The 18,594-nt window shown below is 61.9% G+C and carries 20 protein-coding genes; 9 read left to right on the plus strand and 11 right to left on the minus strand.

Features of this window, described 5'->3' with window-relative positions; translation table 11 throughout:
- Positions 1-84 precede the first annotated feature (84 nt).
- On the minus strand, positions 85-1,251 hold the full coding sequence (locus AC0L2V_RS05960) for an OpgC family protein (protein ID WP_473519653.1): 1,167 nt from the start codon (positions 1,249-1,251) through the stop codon (positions 85-87).
- A 362-nt stretch (positions 1,252-1,613) separates the two neighbouring features.
- On the opposite strand from AC0L2V_RS05960, the gene AC0L2V_RS05965 reads away from it, so the two are divergent.
- The 4 genes from AC0L2V_RS05965 (at position 1,614) to AC0L2V_RS05980 (ending at position 4,013) form a co-directional block, all read left to right on the plus strand.
- Complete coding sequence (locus tag AC0L2V_RS05965; RefSeq protein ID WP_027153985.1) at positions 1,614-2,132, plus strand: sigma-70 family RNA polymerase sigma factor; 519 nt, start codon at positions 1,614-1,616, stop codon at positions 2,130-2,132.
- Positions 2,133-2,140: 8 nt separating this feature from the next.
- The gene (locus tag AC0L2V_RS05970) at positions 2,141-2,914 is read left to right on the plus strand and encodes an anti-sigma factor family protein (protein WP_023799216.1); all 774 of its coding nucleotides are present in this window, start codon (positions 2,141-2,143) and stop codon (positions 2,912-2,914) included.
- Positions 2,915-2,935: 21 nt separating this feature from the next.
- On the plus strand, positions 2,936-3,652 hold the full coding sequence (locus AC0L2V_RS05975) for a Bax inhibitor-1/YccA family protein (RefSeq protein WP_091591079.1): 717 nt from the start codon (positions 2,936-2,938) through the stop codon (positions 3,650-3,652).
- A 124-nt stretch (positions 3,653-3,776) separates the two neighbouring features.
- Positions 3,777-4,013 (plus strand): DUF2076 domain-containing protein, encoded by a 237-nt coding sequence (locus tag AC0L2V_RS05980; RefSeq protein ID WP_473507655.1) that lies wholly within the window; start codon positions 3,777-3,779, stop codon positions 4,011-4,013.
- On the opposite strand, the gene AC0L2V_RS05985 is transcribed toward AC0L2V_RS05980, so the two are convergent.
- Entirely contained in the window at positions 3,914-5,242 is a 1,329-nt protein-coding gene (locus AC0L2V_RS05985; protein ID WP_473519654.1) for an acyl-CoA dehydrogenase family protein, read from the minus strand. The two genes, AC0L2V_RS05980 and AC0L2V_RS05985, sit on opposite strands and share 100 nt — an antisense overlap.
- Before the next feature lie 222 nt (positions 5,243-5,464).
- Positions 5,465-5,959: a cysteine hydrolase family protein gene (locus AC0L2V_RS05990; RefSeq protein ID WP_473507657.1), complete on the minus strand. Its 495-nt coding sequence runs from the start codon at positions 5,957-5,959 to the stop codon at positions 5,465-5,467.
- A gap of 496 nt (positions 5,960-6,455) precedes the next feature.
- On the opposite strand from AC0L2V_RS05990, the gene AC0L2V_RS05995 reads away from it, so the two are divergent.
- From AC0L2V_RS05995 to AC0L2V_RS06010, 4 genes are all read left to right on the plus strand, one after another.
- A complete protein-coding gene (locus AC0L2V_RS05995) occupies positions 6,456-7,109 on the plus strand; it encodes a TetR/AcrR family transcriptional regulator (RefSeq protein ID WP_473507658.1) in 654 nt (217 codons plus the stop codon).
- A gap of 204 nt (positions 7,110-7,313) precedes the next feature.
- Positions 7,314-7,883 (plus strand): OsmC family protein, encoded by a 570-nt coding sequence (locus AC0L2V_RS06000; protein ID WP_473519655.1) that lies wholly within the window; start codon positions 7,314-7,316, stop codon positions 7,881-7,883.
- A gap of 48 nt (positions 7,884-7,931) precedes the next feature.
- The gene (locus tag AC0L2V_RS06005; protein WP_473507659.1) at positions 7,932-8,078 is read left to right on the plus strand and encodes a hypothetical protein; all 147 of its coding nucleotides are present in this window, start codon (positions 7,932-7,934) and stop codon (positions 8,076-8,078) included.
- Between the two features lie 44 nt (positions 8,079-8,122).
- A complete protein-coding gene (locus tag AC0L2V_RS06010; protein WP_473519656.1) occupies positions 8,123-9,310 on the plus strand; it encodes a MalY/PatB family protein in 1,188 nt (395 codons plus the stop codon).
- A gap of 509 nt (positions 9,311-9,819) precedes the next feature.
- Here AC0L2V_RS06010 and AC0L2V_RS06015 read toward each other — a convergent pair.
- Positions 9,820-10,767: a homocysteine S-methyltransferase family protein gene (locus tag AC0L2V_RS06015; protein ID WP_473507667.1), complete on the minus strand. Its 948-nt coding sequence runs from the start codon at positions 10,765-10,767 to the stop codon at positions 9,820-9,822.
- 243 nt (positions 10,768-11,010) lie between these two features.
- Between AC0L2V_RS06015 and AC0L2V_RS06020 the strand changes: the two genes are divergently transcribed.
- Positions 11,011-11,664 carry a TetR/AcrR family transcriptional regulator gene (locus AC0L2V_RS06020; protein WP_091591074.1) on the plus strand — a complete coding sequence of 218 codons (654 nt, stop codon included), beginning with the start codon at positions 11,011-11,013 and terminating at the stop codon, positions 11,662-11,664.
- 56 nt (positions 11,665-11,720) lie between these two features.
- Here AC0L2V_RS06020 and AC0L2V_RS06025 read toward each other — a convergent pair whose 3' ends face one another.
- From AC0L2V_RS06025 to AC0L2V_RS06055, 7 genes are all read right to left on the minus strand, one after another.
- A complete protein-coding gene (locus tag AC0L2V_RS06025; RefSeq protein WP_473507668.1) occupies positions 11,721-12,191 on the minus strand; it encodes a YbaK/EbsC family protein in 471 nt (156 codons plus the stop codon).
- Between the two features lie 15 nt (positions 12,192-12,206).
- Positions 12,207-13,025 (minus strand): MBL fold metallo-hydrolase, encoded by an 819-nt coding sequence (locus AC0L2V_RS06030; protein ID WP_473507669.1) that lies wholly within the window; start codon positions 13,023-13,025, stop codon positions 12,207-12,209.
- A 3-nt stretch (positions 13,026-13,028) separates the two neighbouring features.
- Positions 13,029-13,823, minus strand: coding sequence for a TatD family hydrolase (locus AC0L2V_RS06035; RefSeq protein WP_473507670.1), 795 nt, complete (start codon positions 13,821-13,823; stop codon positions 13,029-13,031).
- Positions 13,823-15,376 carry a methionine--tRNA ligase gene (gene metG, locus AC0L2V_RS06040; protein ID WP_473507671.1) on the minus strand — a complete coding sequence of 518 codons (1,554 nt, stop codon included), beginning with the start codon at positions 15,374-15,376 and terminating at the stop codon, positions 13,823-13,825. The genes AC0L2V_RS06035 and metG overlap by 1 nt, the downstream gene beginning before the upstream one ends.
- 81 nt (positions 15,377-15,457) lie before the next feature.
- Positions 15,458-16,513 (minus strand): DNA polymerase III subunit delta', encoded by a 1,056-nt coding sequence (locus AC0L2V_RS06045; RefSeq protein ID WP_473507672.1) that lies wholly within the window; start codon positions 16,511-16,513, stop codon positions 15,458-15,460.
- Positions 16,510-17,181, minus strand: a complete 672-nt coding sequence (gene tmk / locus AC0L2V_RS06050; RefSeq protein WP_473507739.1) for a dTMP kinase — start codon at positions 17,179-17,181, stop codon at positions 16,510-16,512. Before tmk ends, AC0L2V_RS06045 begins: the two co-directional genes overlap by 4 nt.
- Before the next feature lie 64 nt (positions 17,182-17,245).
- Complete coding sequence (locus AC0L2V_RS06055; RefSeq protein ID WP_473507673.1) at positions 17,246-18,412, minus strand: D-alanyl-D-alanine carboxypeptidase family protein; 1,167 nt, start codon at positions 18,410-18,412, stop codon at positions 17,246-17,248.
- Positions 18,413-18,594: the final 182 nt, after the last annotated feature.

The following is an 18,594-nucleotide window of genomic DNA, read 5'->3' on the forward strand; positions in this document are numbered from 1 at the left end:
GGACACAGCAATCCAAAGCGTGGCTTGGAGGCGAGGCTCGCACCGTCGAAAGGCCTTGATCGCACGGCGCGTCGCGCCGTTCTATCATGCCGGTTTGAGAGCAGCAGACGGCAAGGCGGCTCCAGATTGCCGCTTCTTGCCGCCCCAACCGATCCGCGGCAACCATTCGAGGTAGTAGGCGAAGCCGAACTGCAGCGCGATGCCTGTCGAGATCAGGATCGCGTCGTAGAGGAGGCCGCCCGGGCTGACGACCTTCATGACCTGCGCGATCATGGCGAGGATCGTTCCGGCGATGAAGACCGGCAGCGAATGCTTGCCGAGAACCGCGAGCGGGTGTCCGGGCCTCGTCTTCGCCAGGTTGGAAAGCGCCGGGATTGCCACGATCAGATAGGCGATCGCCAGAATGTGCATGAGGCGCGACCGCGACAGGAACGTCTTGTCGAAGCCAGTCAGCACAGTAGGCAGGCCGGAGGCCGTCTCGATGCCCCACAGCGGCAGCCGCACCCAGATCAGCGCGCCGACCAGATACAGGACGGCCGCGCTCGCCATCATCCAGTTGAAGCGGATTTCGCCGCCGCGCTTGATATGCAGCATGCCGGCGATGCCGATGACGAAAAGAAACTGCCAGGAGAGCGGGTTCAGGAACCAGAAGCCGTCGCCGGGGAAATTCGAAGGCGCGATCTGGAAAATGCCGGCGATGAGCCAGAGGAGAGCGGACGCAGCAAGCATCAGGCGCAGGCTGAAAGTGCCGATCCACAGGAAAACCGGCATCATCAGAAGTACGACGGCATACATGGAAAGAATGTTGTTATAGCCGATCTGATGCCCGAGCGCCGCGATGCCGAGCAGCGCTTCCGGCGTGTCCTCAATGATCATCTGGATGTTGATCAGCTTCAAAAGATCGGGCCGCGAGAAATGCAATGCAGCCGCCGAGAAGATCGCCAGCGTCGCGACAGTGGTCATGACGTGGGTGACATAGAGGACACCGGCACGCCGCCAGGCCTTCAGGGTGATGAGCAACCGATTCCCCGGCTGGAACTTCAGTCCGTAGGCGAGCCCAACGGCAATCCCCGAAATCAGCACGAATGCTTCGGCCGAATCGGAAAAGCCGAAATTCTTGTGCGTGACATACTCGAAGATCGTCCCCGGCACGTGGTTGACGAAGATCGTCAGCAGCGCTAGCGCGCGGAAGACATCGATGCGGGTATCCCGCTGGGCTGGCACATTGCCTGTCATGTCGGGGCTTGTCATGTCGGGTCGATAAATTCGTTGAACAAAAGCGGGCCCAAAGCGCCGTCGGCGAAGGGAAGATTCGGCGGTGAATGTTTCCTGCCTATAACTCGCAAGTGCCCCGAAAAAGATGACACTTTCGCGATTTTTCGCGTCACAAATTAATTCAGGGATAAACATCGAAATCCCCGGTGGCGCTAAAACCGCGCGGCGAACTGAGGCGGCTGCGGGGAGGGCCGCTCATTCCCGGACAAGGAAGCCGTACGCGCACTGGTGGCGTTGTACCGGCTGTGCCTGACATCCCGGATCGCAAAAAACTCAAAAAACTCAAAGAGCGGGATTAAAAGCCTGCCATGCTCCGTAAACAGGACGTGAGAGGGTCGATGCCACGCTTCGATATCGTAGGACAGCTTGGTTCTTTGCGCCGCTACGCGCGTTCTCTGACGCGCGACAGCGCGGAAGCAGAGGATCTTGTGCATGACGCGCTGGTGCGTGCCTATGAGCGGCGCGGCACCTTTCGATCCGGCGGAAACCTGCGCGCATGGCTGCTGTCGATCGTCCACAACGCTTTCATTGACGGCCTGCGGTCCCGCAAATCCGAAGCGGTACGCGTCGAGCAGGCCGGATATCTTGCCGACGCCAGCATGCAGGCACCCCAGGAGCATTCCGTTCGCCTGGCACAGGTGCGCGAAGCTTTTTTCAAATTGCCGGATGAGCAGCGATCGGCGCTGCATCTCGTCGCCATCGAGGGACTTACCTACAGCCAGGCGGCAGAGGCCAGCGGCGTACCGCTGGGTACGCTGATGTCGCGCATCGGCAGGGCGCGCGCAGCGCTTCGCGAGATGGAGGACAAATTGCCGGCACATGCGAAAAGCCACCTCAAGATCGTGGGAGGCCCGTGATGTCCATGATGAGCGAACTGCGCGACCCGGTGACCGATGCCGACCTCGACGCCTATGTCGACGACCAGCTAGACGTTGCCCGCCGCATTGAGGTCGAGGCGTTTCTGTCCGCCCGTCCGGAGGCTGCCGCCCGCGTGATGTCCGACCTCAGGACGCGCGACGAACTGCGCCTGGCGCTTGCCGGATGCAAGGGCATGGCGCGGCCGGCGACGGCTGATGCGGCACGGCGGCTGGAACGGGGACTGGCTCGAGGGCGCGCCTTGCGCACGTTGCAGCGGGCTGCGGCGGTCGCAGTCCTGCTGGCTGCGGGCTGGTTGGCCAACGGGATCGTCGGGCCGATATCGGTGACGAAAGTCGTCGCCTCGACCCAGCCGCCCGTCTATCTGGAAGAGGCGATCCGGGCACACAGGACGACGATCATACGCGAGGCGATGTCATCCCAGCCCGAAGCGCCGGATTACGATGCGGACGAAATCCGCGCCGCCACGGCGATCGTCATGCCGTCGCTGCCGAAGGACTGGAAAGTCCGTGACGTCCAGATCTATCCATCGCAGTTCGGCCCGAGCGTCGAGATGGCTGTCGAAACAACAGACCTGGGACTGGTCTCGCTCTTCGCGATCAGGCCCGGAACGTTCGACGTGGTCCAGCCGACCGTCGCCCCGTCGGGCGAAATTTCCTCGGCCTATTTCCAGATCGGCGAAGTTGCTTACGCAGTCGTCGCCCGAAGCGGTGTCCGCGATCTCGATCGCACCGCAGAAACGCTCGCCAACACGCTTTACTGACCTTCACAAAGGAGAACCCGCATGAACACCCCCAATCTAGGATACCGCACCGGCGTTGGAGCCCAAACCGGCGCCGTCTATGACGAAGGCCTGCGCCAGCACATGCTGCGCGTCTACAACTACATGGGCGTTGGCCTCGTCGTTACCGGCGTGATCGCCTTCGTCGTGGCTTCCACGCCAGCCCTCTACGTGCCGATCTTTTCCACTCCGTTGAAGTGGGTGGTGATGCTGGCACCGCTCGCCTTCGTGCTGCTGTTCTCGTTCCGGATGCAGACGATGTCCGCGGCCGGCGCTCAGGCGATGTTCTGGGCATTCTGTGCGGTCATGGGCCTGTCGCTGGCGTCCGTGTTCCTGGTGTTCACCGGGACCAGCATCGCGCGCACCTTCTTCATCGCCGCCACCATGTTCGGCGCGACCAGCCTTTACGGCTACACGACCAAACGCGACCTGACCCAGTTCTCGTCCTTCCTGATCATGGGTCTGATCGGCGTGGTGATCGCCAGCATCGTCAACATCTTCCTCGGCTCGACCGCGCTCCAGTTCGCCATCTCGGTGATCGGCATCGCCGTGTTCATCGGCCTCACCGCCTGGGATACCCAGACGATCAAGGAGCAATTTGCTGAAAACTTCGGTGCGGAATCGCAGCAGAAGCTCGCCGTCTTCGGTGCATTCTCGCTCTATCTGAATTTTATCAACATCTTCCAGCTGCTGTTGAACTTCACCGGCGAGCGCGAATAGCCGCGTCAAATCCATGCATGTCGCGGCAGCATTTTTGGAGCAGCGACATGCATGAACAGAGACTTGAAGCGCGTCGCGAAAATCTTTCGGAACGCGGCGCGCCTGGATATCGGAGTTGCTTGCCATGGACAGGAACGACCAGCAGGCGATCGCCAATCTTTTCGAGAAACTTGCCAATGTCGAGCGGCAGACGCCGCCGCGCGACGCCGAAGCGGAACGCTTCATCAACGATCAGATTGCCCGGCAGCCCGGCGCCCCATACTACATGGCGCCGGGGAGGGTAGGCACGGCAATCGAGGAAAAGGTCGGGCTGATACGGGCCTGTCGCTGGGTGGCTGCCTCGGGCGAAGCTGGCTGGTAGGAGACCGGGCATCCATGGTGGCGATACGCTTGCGATCCAGCCGACGAAGCAAGCCGCTGTGACCACTGTGTCTTCGAGGTGCCCAAGGCGAACTCTGCCAACCTGAGGAGCTGCACGTCAGAGATGCCCGCCGGCGCGAAGATATGGTGCGCATCCCGCAGCAATCTTTCGATGGGTCGGTCGGCGAACAATCCACAGGCGGCATGCACCTCCATGGCATTGCGGGCCGAACCCAAGGCGTGCTCGACGTTGATCAGCTTGGCATTTATCAGTTCAGGGTCACACGGCACGGCGCGGTCCAGCATATGCACTGCGTGATAGGCGGCGAGCCGGGCGGTCATCAGCCGCGACTGCATCTGGCCGAGTTTCTGCTTAATGGTCGGAAGTTCGCAAAGAGGGCTGCCGTAACGGTGCTGCTGTGCGGCAAATGCCACGGTTTCGTCGACAAGCGCATGGTGGATTCCGAGCGCGACGGCGGTCAGGTTGGGCCTCCCGTAGAGGATGCTGGAAGAATAGGCCACAGCCAAGCCGTCGCCCTCCTTGCCGAGCAGGTTTTCAGCGGGGACCCGGCAGTTGTCGAAGACAAGTTCCCCAAAACCGAAGCCGTGCAAGCCCATCGCCGGCTTCAGTGCGGCGCGTGAGAGGCCGGGGCGATCCGCCTCTACGAGGAACGCGGACAGACCCTTCGAGCCGCCTCCGGTCCGGACGATCACCCCATGCAGATCGCCGACATGGCTATTGCCGACATACGTCTCGTGGCCGTTGAGGATATAGCCGTCGCCGTCGCGCTCTGCGCTGGACGCCATGCCGAGCACGTGGCTGCCGGACTGGCGTTCGGTTACGGCAATGGTCGGCAGACATTCCCCCTTGGCGATGGCCGGAAGCCATTTCCGCTTTTGGCTTTCGTTGCCGAAATGGAGAATTTTCGCGACGCCTAGCTGCGAGGCCTGCACCATCGCTCCCATGGCGCCGCTGACGCGCGAGATTTCCTCGATGACGATGGTCTTGGCCAGATGCCCGAGACCCAGGCCGCCAAATTCTTTGCCGATGGTGATGCCGATCCAGCCGTGGCGGGCGATCCGCCGAGATAGGTCATAGTCAACAGACCGCGAGGCTTCCATGGCAGATATACGGGGCCGGATCTCGGCCTCCGCAAAGGCCCGTGCCTTATCGCGAATCTGATTGTGGCGCTCGGCAGCGAAACAATTGTCGACGTCATAACTGTCCATCCGATCCTCCTGACTTCCGGAGCGCGATGATCGGAGCAGCGGACTACCGGACAATTTCACCAGAAGGGGAATTCGGTTACATCCGAAACATGGAAGCTACTGTCCCGTGACTCGAGGTACGACCGTCTGACGGCAGGTTGCGGCGCCTTTGAGATGTTCATTGGATTGCGCCGAGAGCTTTAACGATCTCAGAAACAGTCACTATTTTGGCTATCCTGCCGTTCATGTAATCCAGGGAGACGCGCGCGTGCTCTGCGTCGTAGGAGCCGACGCATTCCTCGGCCAGGACCACCCGAAATCTCGTTGATAGGCGTCTACCGCAGCCATTCGGATGCAGGCGTGCGTATTCACGCCGCATAAGACCAGTTCATCGATGCCCATTTCCGCCAGTAGCTCGTCAAGCCCGGTCTTGAAGAACGCGCTGTAACGCTTCTTGATGATCGTCGCATCCCTTGGCTGCCAATCGAGCCCCGCGTGAAGCTGGGCACCTCTCGTGTCCTGAATTGTAACGGCGATACGTTTGTCGCGCATCTCAAGGAATGCGTCACTGAGATCCGAACGGAACTCCTGCCGCACCCAGATAACCGGGAGCTGTAAACTTCTGAAAGCGCCCACCAACCGGTTGGTATTCTGAACCAGTCGATCGGCCCTATCTGCGTCCCAAAGGTCGAGATACTCATTCAGCAGGTCGATGATGATGAGGCAGCGTTTGACCATGGTCGAGCTGTATGAAGCGCCGAATGCAGCTTTGTGACGACGTCGTATCTCTGGACGGTTGTCAAAGCGGTTTAGAGACACGACACCGTTTGCCGAGGCCTGCGATCAGGTCGATCACCTGCGCAAGGTGAGGCCGCCCGGCGCCACGCCGGCATGATGCCGGAATCCACCCATCCGAAAGTCGCATAAGATAGGCCTCGGCCAGGACCGCCCGGAGCCGACAGGCCAAGATCGCTGTCAAACAGACGTTCCCAGCTTGATAGATGGCGATCGCTCCTCTATCTACCGACTAGTAGGTAGGTTAAGAGAGTCAAAGTTCATGCTGGCGGGACAATCCGACACCTGGAACGAAAGACTGGGCGCGCTGGTCAAGCGGGTCGGCGGATTGGCAAATGCGACCCGCCGGTTACGAGCGCCTTCCATAAGGTGGAAGCCGCCACGCGAGAGAGGGGCCTATCGTCTATTCCTCCCGCGCGCTCGAAACCTATGAGCAGCTTTGATCGAGCGATCGGCTGGCTGCGCGCCGACCGGTAAGGTGAAGCAATTGGAACGGCGCGCGCCAAGAGGCGAGGCGGATGGAAAGGCCATGGCAATCGGAACACGTGATGCACTGATAAGGACCGCGGAGGGTCTGATACGGACCAAAGGGTATGCGGCCTTCAGTTATGCCGATCTGGCCAAAACGGTGGGCATCAGCAAGCCGACCATCCACCATCATTTCCCCGCCAAGGAGGATCTCGGGACCGCCATCGTCGAAGCCTATATTGATCGGGTCCGGCGTGACTTCGATCGGATCGAGGCCGAGAACGGTGGCGTCATCGCACGTCTCGAAGCCTTCTTTGCAATGTTCCGGAGGAGCACCGAGAGCGGGTTTTTGCCCTTGTGTGGTGCGCTGGCCGCGGAAATGTCGGCGCTCCCGGCTGGGCTGCAAAAGATGACCAAACGCTTCTTCGACATTCAGCTCAAGTGGCTGAGCGGGATCATCGAGCAGGGAATAGGCCGCGGCGAAATTCCACTCGGGTGCGGCGCCAGGCAGAAGGCCTTCATGCTGTTAAGTTTGCTGGAGGGTTCCAGCTTCATCGACTGGGCAACCAAAGACGGCGATGTCATCGACGACGGCATCATCCGCCTCATCATAGAAGGCACCTGAGAACGGCCACGCGGTCGGGCCCCGGGGTTCGGTGAACCGTGGCGGCATCCATTTCCCTTGAGAGCCAACCAACTAGTCGGGTTGGAGCGGCAACGACAAAGTCCGTGGTGACCACATCTCGCGACCTAAAAAGGCGGCTACCCGCCGCCTGGGGTCGATCCTCTTCCACCATCACTCCACATCCAGAAACAAGGACATTCTCACATGACTGACAATCCCAATAGCATCGACCCCAATGGCATCGATGTTGCCGCCCTTCAACAGTTCGCAATGGGGGTCGCCGAAGACCCGTCGAAGCGCAGCGCGCGGTTCAACGTCAAGACGAAGTGGGCCGGCCAGACCCGCTCCGTCGCGACCGTCAGCCACTATTCGCTGGGCGGTTTGGAGCATCAGCGCAACTTCGAGATCGCCGCGGACGAGCCGACCGAACTGCTCGGCCAGAATTCGGCGCCCAACCCCCAGGAACTGCTGATGGCGGCGCTTAATGCCTGCCTGACCGTCGGTCACGTCGTCAATGCCGCGGCGATGGGCATCACCGTACACAGCCTCGAGATCGAGACCGACGGCGAACTCGACCTTCGCGGTTTCCTCGGGCTCGATGAGAGCGTCAACCCCGGCTACGACGAGGTCAGCTACGTCGTTCGCCTGACGACCGACGCCCCGCGCGACCGGCTGGAAGAACTTCACGCCGTCGTCACCAGGACATCGGTCAACCTGGCGAACTTCTCAAAGGCGATCCGGATGGTCTCGAAGCTGGAGATCGTCGAGGCCTAGGTCCCTCCAAGCCAACCTTCCTGTCGACACCGGGCGCCCGCAACTACCATGAGCAAGCTATTCACCTCCTGCGACCTGTCGGGCGCCACTCTTGCCAATCGCGTCGTCATTGGCCGTCCAATGTCGGCCGGCCCTCCCAACATGATGGCGGCAATGCCGTCGCTCGCAGTCCTGTTGATACTGGCGCACCCATGACCTTCGACTTCGACCGCATCATTCCACGCACCGCGACCAACGCCGTGGCCGAGGACGGTTTCGAGAACTATCTGTTCGGCGGCGACGCCGATTTGAAGTTGCCAGTCCCTCGATCTGAATTGATCTCGATGTGGGTCGCGGACATGCAGTTCGCCGCGCCGCAAGCTGCCCTCGATGCAATGACGGAACGGCTGGCGCACCCGATCTTCGGGTACACGATGAACATGGGCGACGAACTCTACGACGCGTTCCATGCCTGGTGCGTCGAGCGATACGACTGGCGCTTCGAACGCGAGGCCTTGCAGGTGTCGCTGGGCGTTATCCCGGCGCTCTATGCGCTTGCGGAGTATCTTTGCGCGCCAGGGGACAAAATTCTGACCCTGACGCCCGCCTATGGCTATTTCCAGCGCGCAGCCGTTCAGACCGGCCATGAACTGGTGTCATCCGCGCTCGTCTTGAAGGATGGGCTTTATGAAATCGACTTCGTCGATTTCGAGGCGAAGGTGAAGGACCCGTCTGTCACGCTGTTCTTCCTGTGCCACCCACACAATCCAACCGGCCGCGCCTGGACGGAGCACGAACTGCGCCGTGTGGGCGAATTCTGCTTCGCCAATGGCGTTCGTGTGGTGTCGGACGAAATTCACGCCGATTTGTTGCGTCGGGGCAAACGGCACCTCCCGCTGGCGAAGCTGTTTCCGGACAGCAAGGACATCGTCACCTGTATGGCGGTCAGCAAGACGTTCAACCTCGCTGGACTGATGCTCGCGACCGTCATCATCCCGGATCCGTCGCTTCGCGCGCAGTGGCGCGAGCGGCACTATCCGTTCGTCAATCCGATCAGCCTTGCCGCGGCGGTCGCGGTTTACGCAGATGGAGGTGCGTGGCTGGACGCGCTATGCACCTATCTCGACGAAAACTTTCGGATGGTTGCGGCCTTCCTTGGCCAACATCTGCAACAAGCCCGCTTCAAGATCCCCGATGCGACCTATCTCGCCTGGGTCGACTTGTCGGCCTATTTCCCACGGCCGATCAACCTGACGCGCTTCTTCCTGGAAAAAGCAGGCGTCGTACTGGAAGGCGGTGAGATGTTCGTGTCGAACGGTGGCTGCCATGTTCGCCTCAACATCGCATGCCCACGGCCAGTGCTGTCGCGCGCCCTCATGCATATACACCAGGCGCTTGCGGGGCGAGGGGCCCAAACAATCAACGCGGATGCAAAGCCGCTTTGGTAACCCCGAAGATCGCTTCGGCGGGAAGTTTCGGTTTTTGCTGACAAAGCGGAAGGCACCGGCCTGTTCGGCCGGGGGTCTTGTGCTCGGCCTCAGTCGCCGCATGCATGGTGGTCGGGATGTCGCCGGCGTCGATGCAGCAGACCGGCTTGCCGTGCCGGGATAGGTGCTGCCGTGACCGGCTCCGAAGATCACAGCACGGGCGTGTGGCCATTGGCGAGACGATCGGGGAAGCCGAAAAGGGAGGCGAGGCGGTCATTTTGATGGTCTTGAGGATTTCGGTGCTGTAGGGGACGAAATCCTACGCTAAGCCGATCGACGCAAAATCAGAGAGGCTTTCCGTCGGTTCACGCTGAGAATTCCACCCATCAGAAAGTCGCATAAGATAGATTATGGAACTGATGTGCGTTGTGATTGCGTTGCTTTTCGGCCCAACCGCAGTTCCTTGTTTCCTTTGGAACCAGCGGAACTGCGGTTGATGGCGTTGCGTCTCCTGCGACGCACACAAGTTCCTACGCCGCCTGTGGCACGCAGGCCTCGCAGATCGCCGCGACGTGCCGGTGGTCGGTGCCGCAGCAGCCGCCCAGGATGCGCATCGTCGGAAACGAGGCTGTCAGCCTGCTGTAGCGCCGCCCGAGATCGTCCGGGTCGCCCGCGTCGAGCGTTTCCGATTCGTCCAGTTCGGCATGGCTTTTGGTTGAAGCGTTCGCCTTCACGCCATAGACGCGATCGAGCCAGCGCTCGCCCTTGTTCAGCGCCTGCATGAAATGCGTCGGATGGGCGCAGTTGATCATATAGTAGGCCGGCGCACCGTCTGTCGCGTCGTCGACCCTGTCGATCGCCTCGCCGAGCGTCGTGCCGGTCACCAGCTTGCCGTCCGTCTCCACCGTGAACGAGATCATGCACGGCATCTCATGCGCCTTGGCAGCCCGCGCCACGCCGATTGCCTCGTGGAAATTGGTGAGCGTATAGGCTGCAACCATGTCGGCCTCGGTCCGCGCGAAACTCTCGATCTGCGCCGCGTGATAGGCTTCCGCCTCGCTGGCGTCCATCTTGCCGGCTTTGTAGCCGTCGCCGCGCGGCCCGATCGCGCCGCTGATGACGCACGGCGTTTCGGCGGTCTCGAACTCATTGCGCAGGTCGAGAAGAAGCTCGATCGAGGCCTCGTTGACGGCCCGCAACGCTTCCTGCCCGTAGCCGAGCAAGGTTCCCCAATCGGGGTTGGCTCGCCACGTCGGCGTGTCGAGGATGAAGCCGGTCCCGCTTCTGCGCGCAATGGTCAGATAACGAACGAAATATTCCCTCAGCTTCTGCCGGCCTTCAGCCGTTGCCATCAGCGTGAATGAAGCAAAGTGCGGAAGGTCGAGGCCTTCGTGAAAGATGAGGGTCGTTTCCATGCCGCCATCGCTCAGGAATGTTCTGTTGGCGAGTTGCGGCAGATTCTGGCGGTACTTGGCCATGTTTGTCTCCAGTGGTAAGATGACACCGTGCCGACCTGATGGCGGCCGGTTCGCAATAGCCAGGTTTTAGCAGTACGTGCCGCCGGTGCGGTAGAAGGCTTGTGGTCCGGTACTCCACCGAAGCGGAAACCGCAGCAATTACAGACGGATAGCCGCGCTGGGCCGGTCATATTGCTATCGGTGCCGATGGTGGCGGGTGTGAAAACCATACCGCCGGTACAGTAGATCTGAGGGCATTCGGCCATGCGCAAAGGTGCGGAAACGCGCGAACGCATTCTGGAGATCGCCGAGGCCTCGGTGCTCGCCAAGGGCTTCGGCGCGACGTCCATCGAGGAGGTGATCGCCGAAGCCGGCATCACCAAGAGCGGCTTCTTCTATCATTTCAAAGACAAGAACGAACTCGCCCGCGCCTTGATGCTGCGCTACGTCGAGGAGAACGACCGCATCTTCGATGATGTGTTTCACCGCGGCCGGCAATTGTCCGATGATCCGTTGCAGTCGTTCCTGATCACGCTCAAGCTGCTTGCCGAGCTGATGGGTGACTTGCCGAACGGCCACCCCGGCTGCCTGATCGCGACGTTCACCTATCAGGAGCGCCTCTTTGACCGCACCGTTCGCGACATCGCCGCCGCCGCCGTCCGCTCCTGGAACGGGCGGTTTCGCGATGCGCTGAACGAGATCGCGGCCGTTTATCCTGCCCGCAAGGGCATGGACCTCGACGACGTCGCCATCATGTTCTCCTGTGTGATCGATGGCGGCATCATCATGTCGCGCGGGCTCGGCGACCCGCGTGTCCTTGAACGCCAGATCCTCGCCTTCCGCAACGTCGTAAAGATGTTGTTCGCGCCGGCGGCGCCCGAAATCATGCAGCCGCCCACCGCAGTCGCCGCCGAATAGAGTGCGCCGGTCGGCGCTCGCTGCAGCCTCGAGACTGCGTATCAGGCGCGTTCGATTCAGACTGCCAGCGTCGCCACGACAGCTTGCGCTGCCCGGACCATCGCCTGTGGTTCGGCGGCGAACACCGCGTCGTGCGCGCCGGCCGCTGCCCAAACACGATCGAAACCGAGCAGCGTTTCGTCGGCGAACGCCGGGATTGCAATCAGATGGCCGATCGGCGCCACGCCGCCGATTGCAAATCCAGTCTCGTCGCGGATCTGCCGCGGGTCGGCGCGCTTCAGCAGCTCGCCGGCCAGTGCTGCAGCCTTGGCCAGGTCGAGCTGGTTGGAGCCGGAAACCAGGAAGAGAAACAGCTTTCCGCTGGTTTCTCCCTGGAACACCAGGGATTTGACGATCTGGGCGACTGTGCAGCCGCATTGCGCGGCGGCTTCCTCGGCGGTTCGTGTCGAGGCGCCCATGCGCCTGATTTCGATGTCGAGGCCGGCATCGGCCGCTGCCCTGGTCACACGATCAATGCTTCCAGCCATGAAGAACCGAACCTATCATGCAGATTCATAAAGGATTTCGATCGTCATGCCGTCATAGGCCGGGTCGACGTCGGCCGGCGTCTCGGCCACCACCGCAGCGTAGTCGAGCGGCACATGCATATGCGTCAGTACGGCCTTTTTCGGCGCCAGTTTTTCGATCCAGCCGAGTGCCTGGCCGAGCGACAGATGGCTCGGATGCGGCCTGTATTGCAGCGCATCGATGACCAGCACGTCGAGATCGCGCAGCCGTTCGGCGGTGGCGTCGGGGAAATCACTGACATCGGGGCAATAGGCGAGGCCGCCGATGCGAAACCCAAGCGATATGATGTCGCCATGGATCTGCGGCAGCGGCTCGAGGGTCAGGGCACCCCCCTCGCCTTCGATCACCACCGGCCTGGCATGGTCGATGATATGGGGCTCGACAATGGGCGGATAGGAACTGCCTAACGGTGTTTCGAAACAATAGCCGAACGCTTCCCGTAACCGCAGCATGGTCGGCTGGTCGGCGTGGATATCGATCCGATGACGCTGCTCGAGCACGAAGCCGCGCAAATCGTCGATGCCGTGGATGTGGTCGGCATGCGGATGCGTAAAGACGACCGCATCGATGCGCCTGACTGAAGCCAGCAGCATCTGCGCGCGGAAATCCGGCCCGGTGTCGATGACGACTGTGGTCCTGTCGCCGTTTGCCGCGATCCGCTCGATGAGCGCTGCGGTGCGCATGCGCCGGTTCCTCGGATTGGCCGGATCGCAATTGCCCCAGTCGCCGGTGATGCGCGGCGTGCCCGGCGATGAGCCGCAGCCGAGAATGGTGAGGCGCAGCCGGTCGCTCATGCGTCAAACGCTCAGCGCGGTCGGGCGCGGCATCTTGCTGAACAGCCGGAAGAAATTGTCCGTGGTGACAGCGGCGATGTCAGCCTCGCTGACGCCGATCGTTTCGGCCAGCACCTTGGCCGTGTGCGCGACATAGGCAGGCTCGTTGCGCTTGCCGCGAAACGGTACCGGCGCAAGGTACGGCGCGTCGGTTTCGACCAGCAGGCGGTCATGTGGCACATCGGCGGCGATGGCGCGCAGCTCGGCTGAATTCTTGAAAGTCACGATGCCGGAAAACGAAACATAGCCGCCGAGCGCCACGCCGATTTCGGCCAGCCTGCGCCCTGACGAAAAACAGTGCAGGACGAAGGGGAAGGCGCCCTTCCCTGTTTCGTCCTCGAGGATATCAGCCATGTCGCTGTCGGCATCACGCGCGTGGATGACCAGAGGCAGGCCCGTCTCGCGCGCTGCGGCGATGTGCGTGCGAAAGCCCTGCGCCTGCGCATCGCGCGGCGCATGATCGTAGAAATAGTCGAGCCCGGCCTCGCCGATCGCCACCACTTTGCGATGAGCGGACAGCCGGACCAGCGCCTCGACAGTCACGTCCATCTCCTCGGCGGCGTTGTGAGGATGGGTGCCGACAGAGCAATAGACTTCGTCGAAAGATTCAGCGATCTCAAGCACTTGTTGGAACCGCTTCACACGCGTCGAGATCGTCACCATGCGACCGATTCCAGCGGCCAAGGCGCGGGCGACGATGGCCGCCCGCTCCTCTGCGAAATCCGGAAAGTCGAGATGGCAGTGACTGTCGACCAACATCAGATGTTCGCGTCCGGCTGCTCGACGTAACGCGGAAACACGCCCTCCGGCGCGGGCAGAGTAACCCCCGATACCAGCGCATGGTCCGCGTGGACATGCACGAAATCGCGGCTGTCCGCCGGTACGGCCAGCAGGTCGAGCAGCTTGGCGGCCGACCCCGGAATGAAGGGCTGGCACAGCAGCGCCACGCGTCGGACGACTTCCGCGGTCGTCCACAGCACCGTTTCCATGCGCGCCGGATCGGTCTTTCTGAGCGCCCACGGTTCCTGCGAGGCGAAGTAGCGATCGGCCTCCGCCACGACGCCGAAGATCGCCGCCAGCGCTAGATGGATGCCCTGCTCCGCCATCATCTTGCGTGCAGCAGCAAGCGCCTCCACAGTCTGATCGAGGATTGCCCTGTCGGCCTCCGCCAGTTCGCTGCGTTTCGGCACTACGCCGCCGCAGTTCTTGGCGATCATCGACAGCGAGCGCTGCGCCAGATTGCCAAGGCCGTTGGCGAGGTCGGCATTGGTGCGGTTGACGATGGCGTCGTGGCTGTAGCTGCCGTCCTGGCCGAACGGCACTTCGCGCATGAAGAAATAGCGCACCTGGTCGAGACCGTAATGCTCGATCATCGCGAACGGATCGACGACGTTGCCGACCGACTTCGACATTTTTTCGCCGCGGTTGAACAGAAAACCATGCGCGAATACGCGCTTCGGCAGTTCGATCCCTGCCGACAGCAGGAAGGCCGGCCAGTAGACGGCATGGAAGCGGACGATGTCCTTGCCGATGACGTGGACGTTCGCCGGCCAGAAGGACCATCTGTCATCGGCCGCATCCGGATAACCGGCAGCCGTGATGTAGTTGGTCAATGCATCGACCCAGACATACATCACATGCTTGTCGTCGCCCGGCACCGGCACGCCCCATTTGAACGTGGTGCGCGAGATCGACAGATCCTTCAGTCCGGATTTGACGAAGCTGACGACTTCGTTGCGCCGCTCGGCCGGACCGACGAATTCGGGGTTGCTTTCATAGAGCGCGAGCAGCTTGTCCTGATAGGCGGAAAGGCGGAAGAAATAGCTCTCTTCCTCGGTCCACTCGACCGGCGAGCCGAGCGGCTCGCGGCGCACGCCGTCGTCGCCGACCTTGGTTTCGGCCTCGTCGAAATAGGCTTCCTGCCGCACCGAATACCAGCCGCTGTAGCGGTCGAGGTAGATGTCGCCATTCTCCGCCATGCGCGTCCAGATCGCCTGGCAGGACTTGTAATGGCGCTCCTCGGTGGTGCGGATGAAAACGTCGTTCGAACAACCGATCGCTTCATACATCGAGCGGAAGATCGCCGAATTGCGATCGGCAAGCGCTTTCGGCGTCAGGCCTTCGGCGTCCGCCGTCTGCTGCATCTTCAAACCGTGCTCGTCGGTTCCCGAGACGAAGAAGACGTCCTTGCCGTCGAGCCGCTGGAAGCGGGCCATCGTGTCGCTGGCGATGACAGTGTAGGCGTGACCGATATGCGGCTTGCCGTTCGGATAGAAAATCGGCGTTGTGAGGTAGTATTTGTCGCGTGCCATGGATGAGCCGTCATGAATGTCTGAATGAAGATGTAGCGGTGGATATCGCATCGAAACGGCGATTGCCATCCCGATGGGCCGTCACATTCGCATTGCAGAATTCAGGCGGTCGATCATGGTCAAGGCATGCTGCTTCTTGTCGAGATTGTAGGTGTCGGTCTCAGATATAGCGTTCAAGGCCTCGTGCCAAGTATCGGACAGCGTTTTGGCCCGCGCCAGATCGCCCGCCAGCGCGGCCTGGCTTGCGCCGGTCGAGAGCAGGTCGAGCGCACGGCGATTGAAGATATCGAACTGGATTGCCCGGTCGCGCCCGGCGACCGCCTCCGCGAGGCGATAGGCGCCGGCAACATCGCTCTTTGCCGCTGTCGCCAGGGCGTCGAGCGTCTCGGCGATTTCCAGCCCGCCATACTGCGTCAACAGGATTGCGGTGCGCGCGCTGCCCCCTGCCCGCTTGGCCAAAGCCGCGCGCGCCGCAGGATCGTCCGGTGGCGGTGGTTCGACGCTCTCCAGGACCGTCATCAGGCTCTCGGCATCCAGCGGCGTCAGCCGCACCATCTGGCAGCGAGAGCGGATGGTCGGCAACAGGCTGCCCGGCGCGTGGACGATGAGGATGAACAAGGTGCGTGCAGGTGGTTCTTCAAGATTCTTCAGCAAGGCGTTGGCCGCATTGGTATTCATGTCGTCGGCCGGGTCGACGATCACCACCCGGTAGCTGCCGTCATGCGAGGTCAGCGACAGGAAACGGCTGACCTTGCGGATCTCGTCGACGGTGACGACCGTCTTGAAGCTTTTCGTCTTGTCGTTCGGTGGGCGGGTCAGATGCAGCACCGAGGGATGCGCGCCGGTGGCGATCTGGCGAAACAGCGATGACGCCGGATCGGGAACGGCAAGGACCTCCGGCGCCTGTTCGAACGCCGGATGCTTCAACAGATGATGCGCCAGATGAAAGGCGAGCGTCGCCTTGCCGATGCCGACCGGCCCGACAAAGATCAGCGCATGCGGCAGCTTCCCGGAGCGATAGGCTGATGCCAGCATGTTCGCTGCCTGGTCATGTCCGACCAGGCGCGGCGTCTCGGATGGCTCCGGTATGCCGTCAAGCGTGTCGTGCTGTTCTGGTGCGATCCGTTCGAAAATCATCCCGGCGACTGCTTCCTGTGTCTCGGCGTCATCGTCTCCAGCGCCGCGAACACGGCGCCGGCGACGACATTCTCCACCGTGTCGGGGTCGGCGGACGCGTCGACGACGATGCAGCGCTCGGGTTCTGCCGCGGCGATCGCCAGAAACGCTTCGCGGCGGCGCTGATGGATATCAAGCGTTTCCTTTTCGAAGCGGTCGGCGCCGGCATCGGTGCCGCGCCGTGCGGTGGCGCGCCGCAGTCCTTCGGCCGGGTCGAGATCAAAGATCAGCGTCATGTCGGGCACCATGCCGTTGATGGCGACCTTTTCCAGCGCGTCCATGAAGGCTGGATCGAGGCCGCCGGTGACGCCCTGGTAGACGCGCGAGGAGTCCATGAAGCGATCACAAAGCACGACCGAGCCGCGCTCGACCGCCGGCCGGATGACTTGCTCGACATGGTCGGAACGCGCGGCGGCGAACAGCAGCGCCTCCATCCTGGGGCCGAATGGCTCGGCAGCGCCGGAAAGCAGTACATGCCGGACCGCCTCTGCGCCTGGCGAGCCGCCCGGCTCGCGTGTGACAACGACATCGTATTGCTTGGCGCGCATCTTGCCGGCCAGGCGCTCGATCTGCGTCGACTTGCCTGCCCCTTCTCCGCCTTCGAAGGTGATGAAGAATCCGCTCACCAAAGCCTTTGTCCATGCTGAGGGACCGTAATAGTCCGGACTTGAGAAAAGGTCCACGCCGCGGCTGCTAACGCAGCCAGCCGACCGCCAGTTCCTTGGCGGCATCGAGCGCGCGTTGCGGCAGCGAGCCGACGCCAACCCTTTCGGCGGCGAAAAGCGGCGTTTCCTGGCTCAGCGTGTCACCGATCCAGACCCGCAGCGCACCCACCGGTTGCCCCTCCTCCACGGGGGCTGCAACCGGTCCCTCATAGACGATCCTGGCGGTCAGCTTGTCGCGGTTGGCGATCGGCAGGAAGATGACCACGGGCGCTTTTGCCTTCAGCGCCACGCCGGATTTCGCACCGCCGAAAACCTGGGCCTCGCCGACCACCTCATCCTTGGCGAAAATCTCGGTTTTCTCAAAGGAACGAAGGCCCCAGTCGAGCAGCTTTCGCGCTTCCTCGGCGCGCTCGCGGTCGCTTGCCAGGCCGCTCATCGCCGCAATGACCCGCCTGCCACCTTGGCTGACCGAGCCGACGATGCCGAAGCCGGATGCCTCGCTCCTGCCCATCGCCAGGCCGTCGGCGCCGATATCCATCGCCAGCAGCGGGTTGCGGTTCCTCTGGGTGATTTTGTTCCAGGTGAAATCCTTCTGGCCGTAGTAGCGATAGAGGTCCGGGTACTCGCGCCAGATATGCAGGGCAAGGAGCGCAAGCTCTCGAACCGTCGTCTGCTGACCATCGGCCGGCAGGCCGGTTGCATTGACGAATGTCGATTTCTCGAGACCAATCTGCCTTGCGCGCTCGGTCATTCCAGTCGCGAAATTCGCCTCCGACCCGGCAAACCCTTCTGCGATGATGATGCAGCCGTCATTGGCGGCCTGGACCGTCACGCCCTGGATCAGGTCTTCAAGCCGGACCGTCGACTTGAGCTGGGCAAACATCGTCGACGTGCCGGATGGCGCGCCGCCGGTGCGCCATGCGTTCTCACTCACCACGTATGTATCGTTAAGCGTCACGCGCCTCGATTTGATGGCGTTGAACACCACCTCCATCGTCATCAGCTTGGCCAGTGACGCCGGCTGAATCGGCCTGTCGGCATCCTTGGAAAACAGCACCGTTCCGGTTTCGGCATCGATCATGAAGGCCTGTGCGGCCTTGGTTTCGAAAAGCTGCGCCGCGGCCGGAGCCAGCGAAAGCAGCAGCAGGCCAAAACCCAGAAGCCCGGCGAGAGGCGCGGCGAAGCGAAATTTCATGAGAAGTTCGACCTGTCAGCCGGTAGTTCCGGGCAAGCCTAAAGCGCGTCGCCGTCGACGACTTCACGCGACGTGCTTTAGGCTGTTGTTTTATGCATGTCGTTATCGCAAAACCGCTGCACATTTTTGCGCGACATGCATTATCAGGCTTTGTCCCGGCCGAGCAACCGCGCGATGGACAA

Source organism: Mesorhizobium sp. WSM4814 (assembly GCF_055811595.1).

Excerpts from the sequence above, each read along its gene's own strand:
- AC0L2V_RS06055 (WP_473507673.1), bottom strand. The coding sequence starts at position 18,412 with ATGAAATTTCGCTTCGCCGCGCCTCTCGCCGGGCTTCTGGGTTTTGGC.
- AC0L2V_RS06025 (WP_473507668.1), bottom strand. The coding sequence starts at position 12,191 with ATGGCTGGAAGCATTGATCGTGTGACCAGGGCAGCGGCCGATGCCGGC.
- AC0L2V_RS05965 (WP_027153985.1), top strand. The coding sequence starts at position 1,614 with ATGCCACGCTTCGATATCGTAGGACAGCTTGGTTCTTTGCGCCGCTAC.
- AC0L2V_RS05980 (WP_473507655.1), top strand. The coding sequence starts at position 3,777 with ATGGACAGGAACGACCAGCAGGCGATCGCCAATCTTTTCGAGAAACTT.
- AC0L2V_RS05985 (WP_473519654.1), bottom strand. The coding sequence starts at position 5,242 with ATGGACAGTTATGACGTCGACAATTGTTTCGCTGCCGAGCGCCACAAT.
- AC0L2V_RS05960 (WP_473519653.1), bottom strand. The coding sequence starts at position 1,251 with ATGACAAGCCCCGACATGACAGGCAATGTGCCAGCCCAGCGGGATACC.
- AC0L2V_RS06020 (WP_091591074.1), top strand. The coding sequence starts at position 11,011 with ATGCGCAAAGGTGCGGAAACGCGCGAACGCATTCTGGAGATCGCCGAG.
- AC0L2V_RS06000 (WP_473519655.1), top strand. The coding sequence starts at position 7,314 with ATGACTGACAATCCCAATAGCATCGACCCCAATGGCATCGATGTTGCC.
- metG (WP_473507671.1), bottom strand. The coding sequence starts at position 15,376 with ATGGCACGCGACAAATACTACCTCACAACGCCGATTTTCTATCCGAAC.
- AC0L2V_RS05990 (WP_473507657.1), bottom strand. The coding sequence starts at position 5,959 with ATGGTCAAACGCTGCCTCATCATCATCGACCTGCTGAATGAGTATCTC.
- AC0L2V_RS06035 (WP_473507670.1), bottom strand. The coding sequence starts at position 13,823 with ATGTTGGTCGACAGTCACTGCCATCTCGACTTTCCGGATTTCGCAGAG.
- AC0L2V_RS06045 (WP_473507672.1), bottom strand. The coding sequence starts at position 16,513 with ATGATTTTCGAACGGATCGCACCAGAACAGCACGACACGCTTGACGGC.
- AC0L2V_RS05970 (WP_023799216.1), top strand. The coding sequence starts at position 2,141 with ATGAGCGAACTGCGCGACCCGGTGACCGATGCCGACCTCGACGCCTAT.
- AC0L2V_RS05975 (WP_091591079.1), top strand. The coding sequence starts at position 2,936 with ATGAACACCCCCAATCTAGGATACCGCACCGGCGTTGGAGCCCAAACC.
- AC0L2V_RS06005 (WP_473507659.1), top strand. The coding sequence starts at position 7,932 with ATGAGCAAGCTATTCACCTCCTGCGACCTGTCGGGCGCCACTCTTGCC.
- AC0L2V_RS06030 (WP_473507669.1), bottom strand. The coding sequence starts at position 13,025 with ATGAGCGACCGGCTGCGCCTCACCATTCTCGGCTGCGGCTCATCGCCG.
- AC0L2V_RS06015 (WP_473507667.1), bottom strand. The coding sequence starts at position 10,767 with ATGGCCAAGTACCGCCAGAATCTGCCGCAACTCGCCAACAGAACATTC.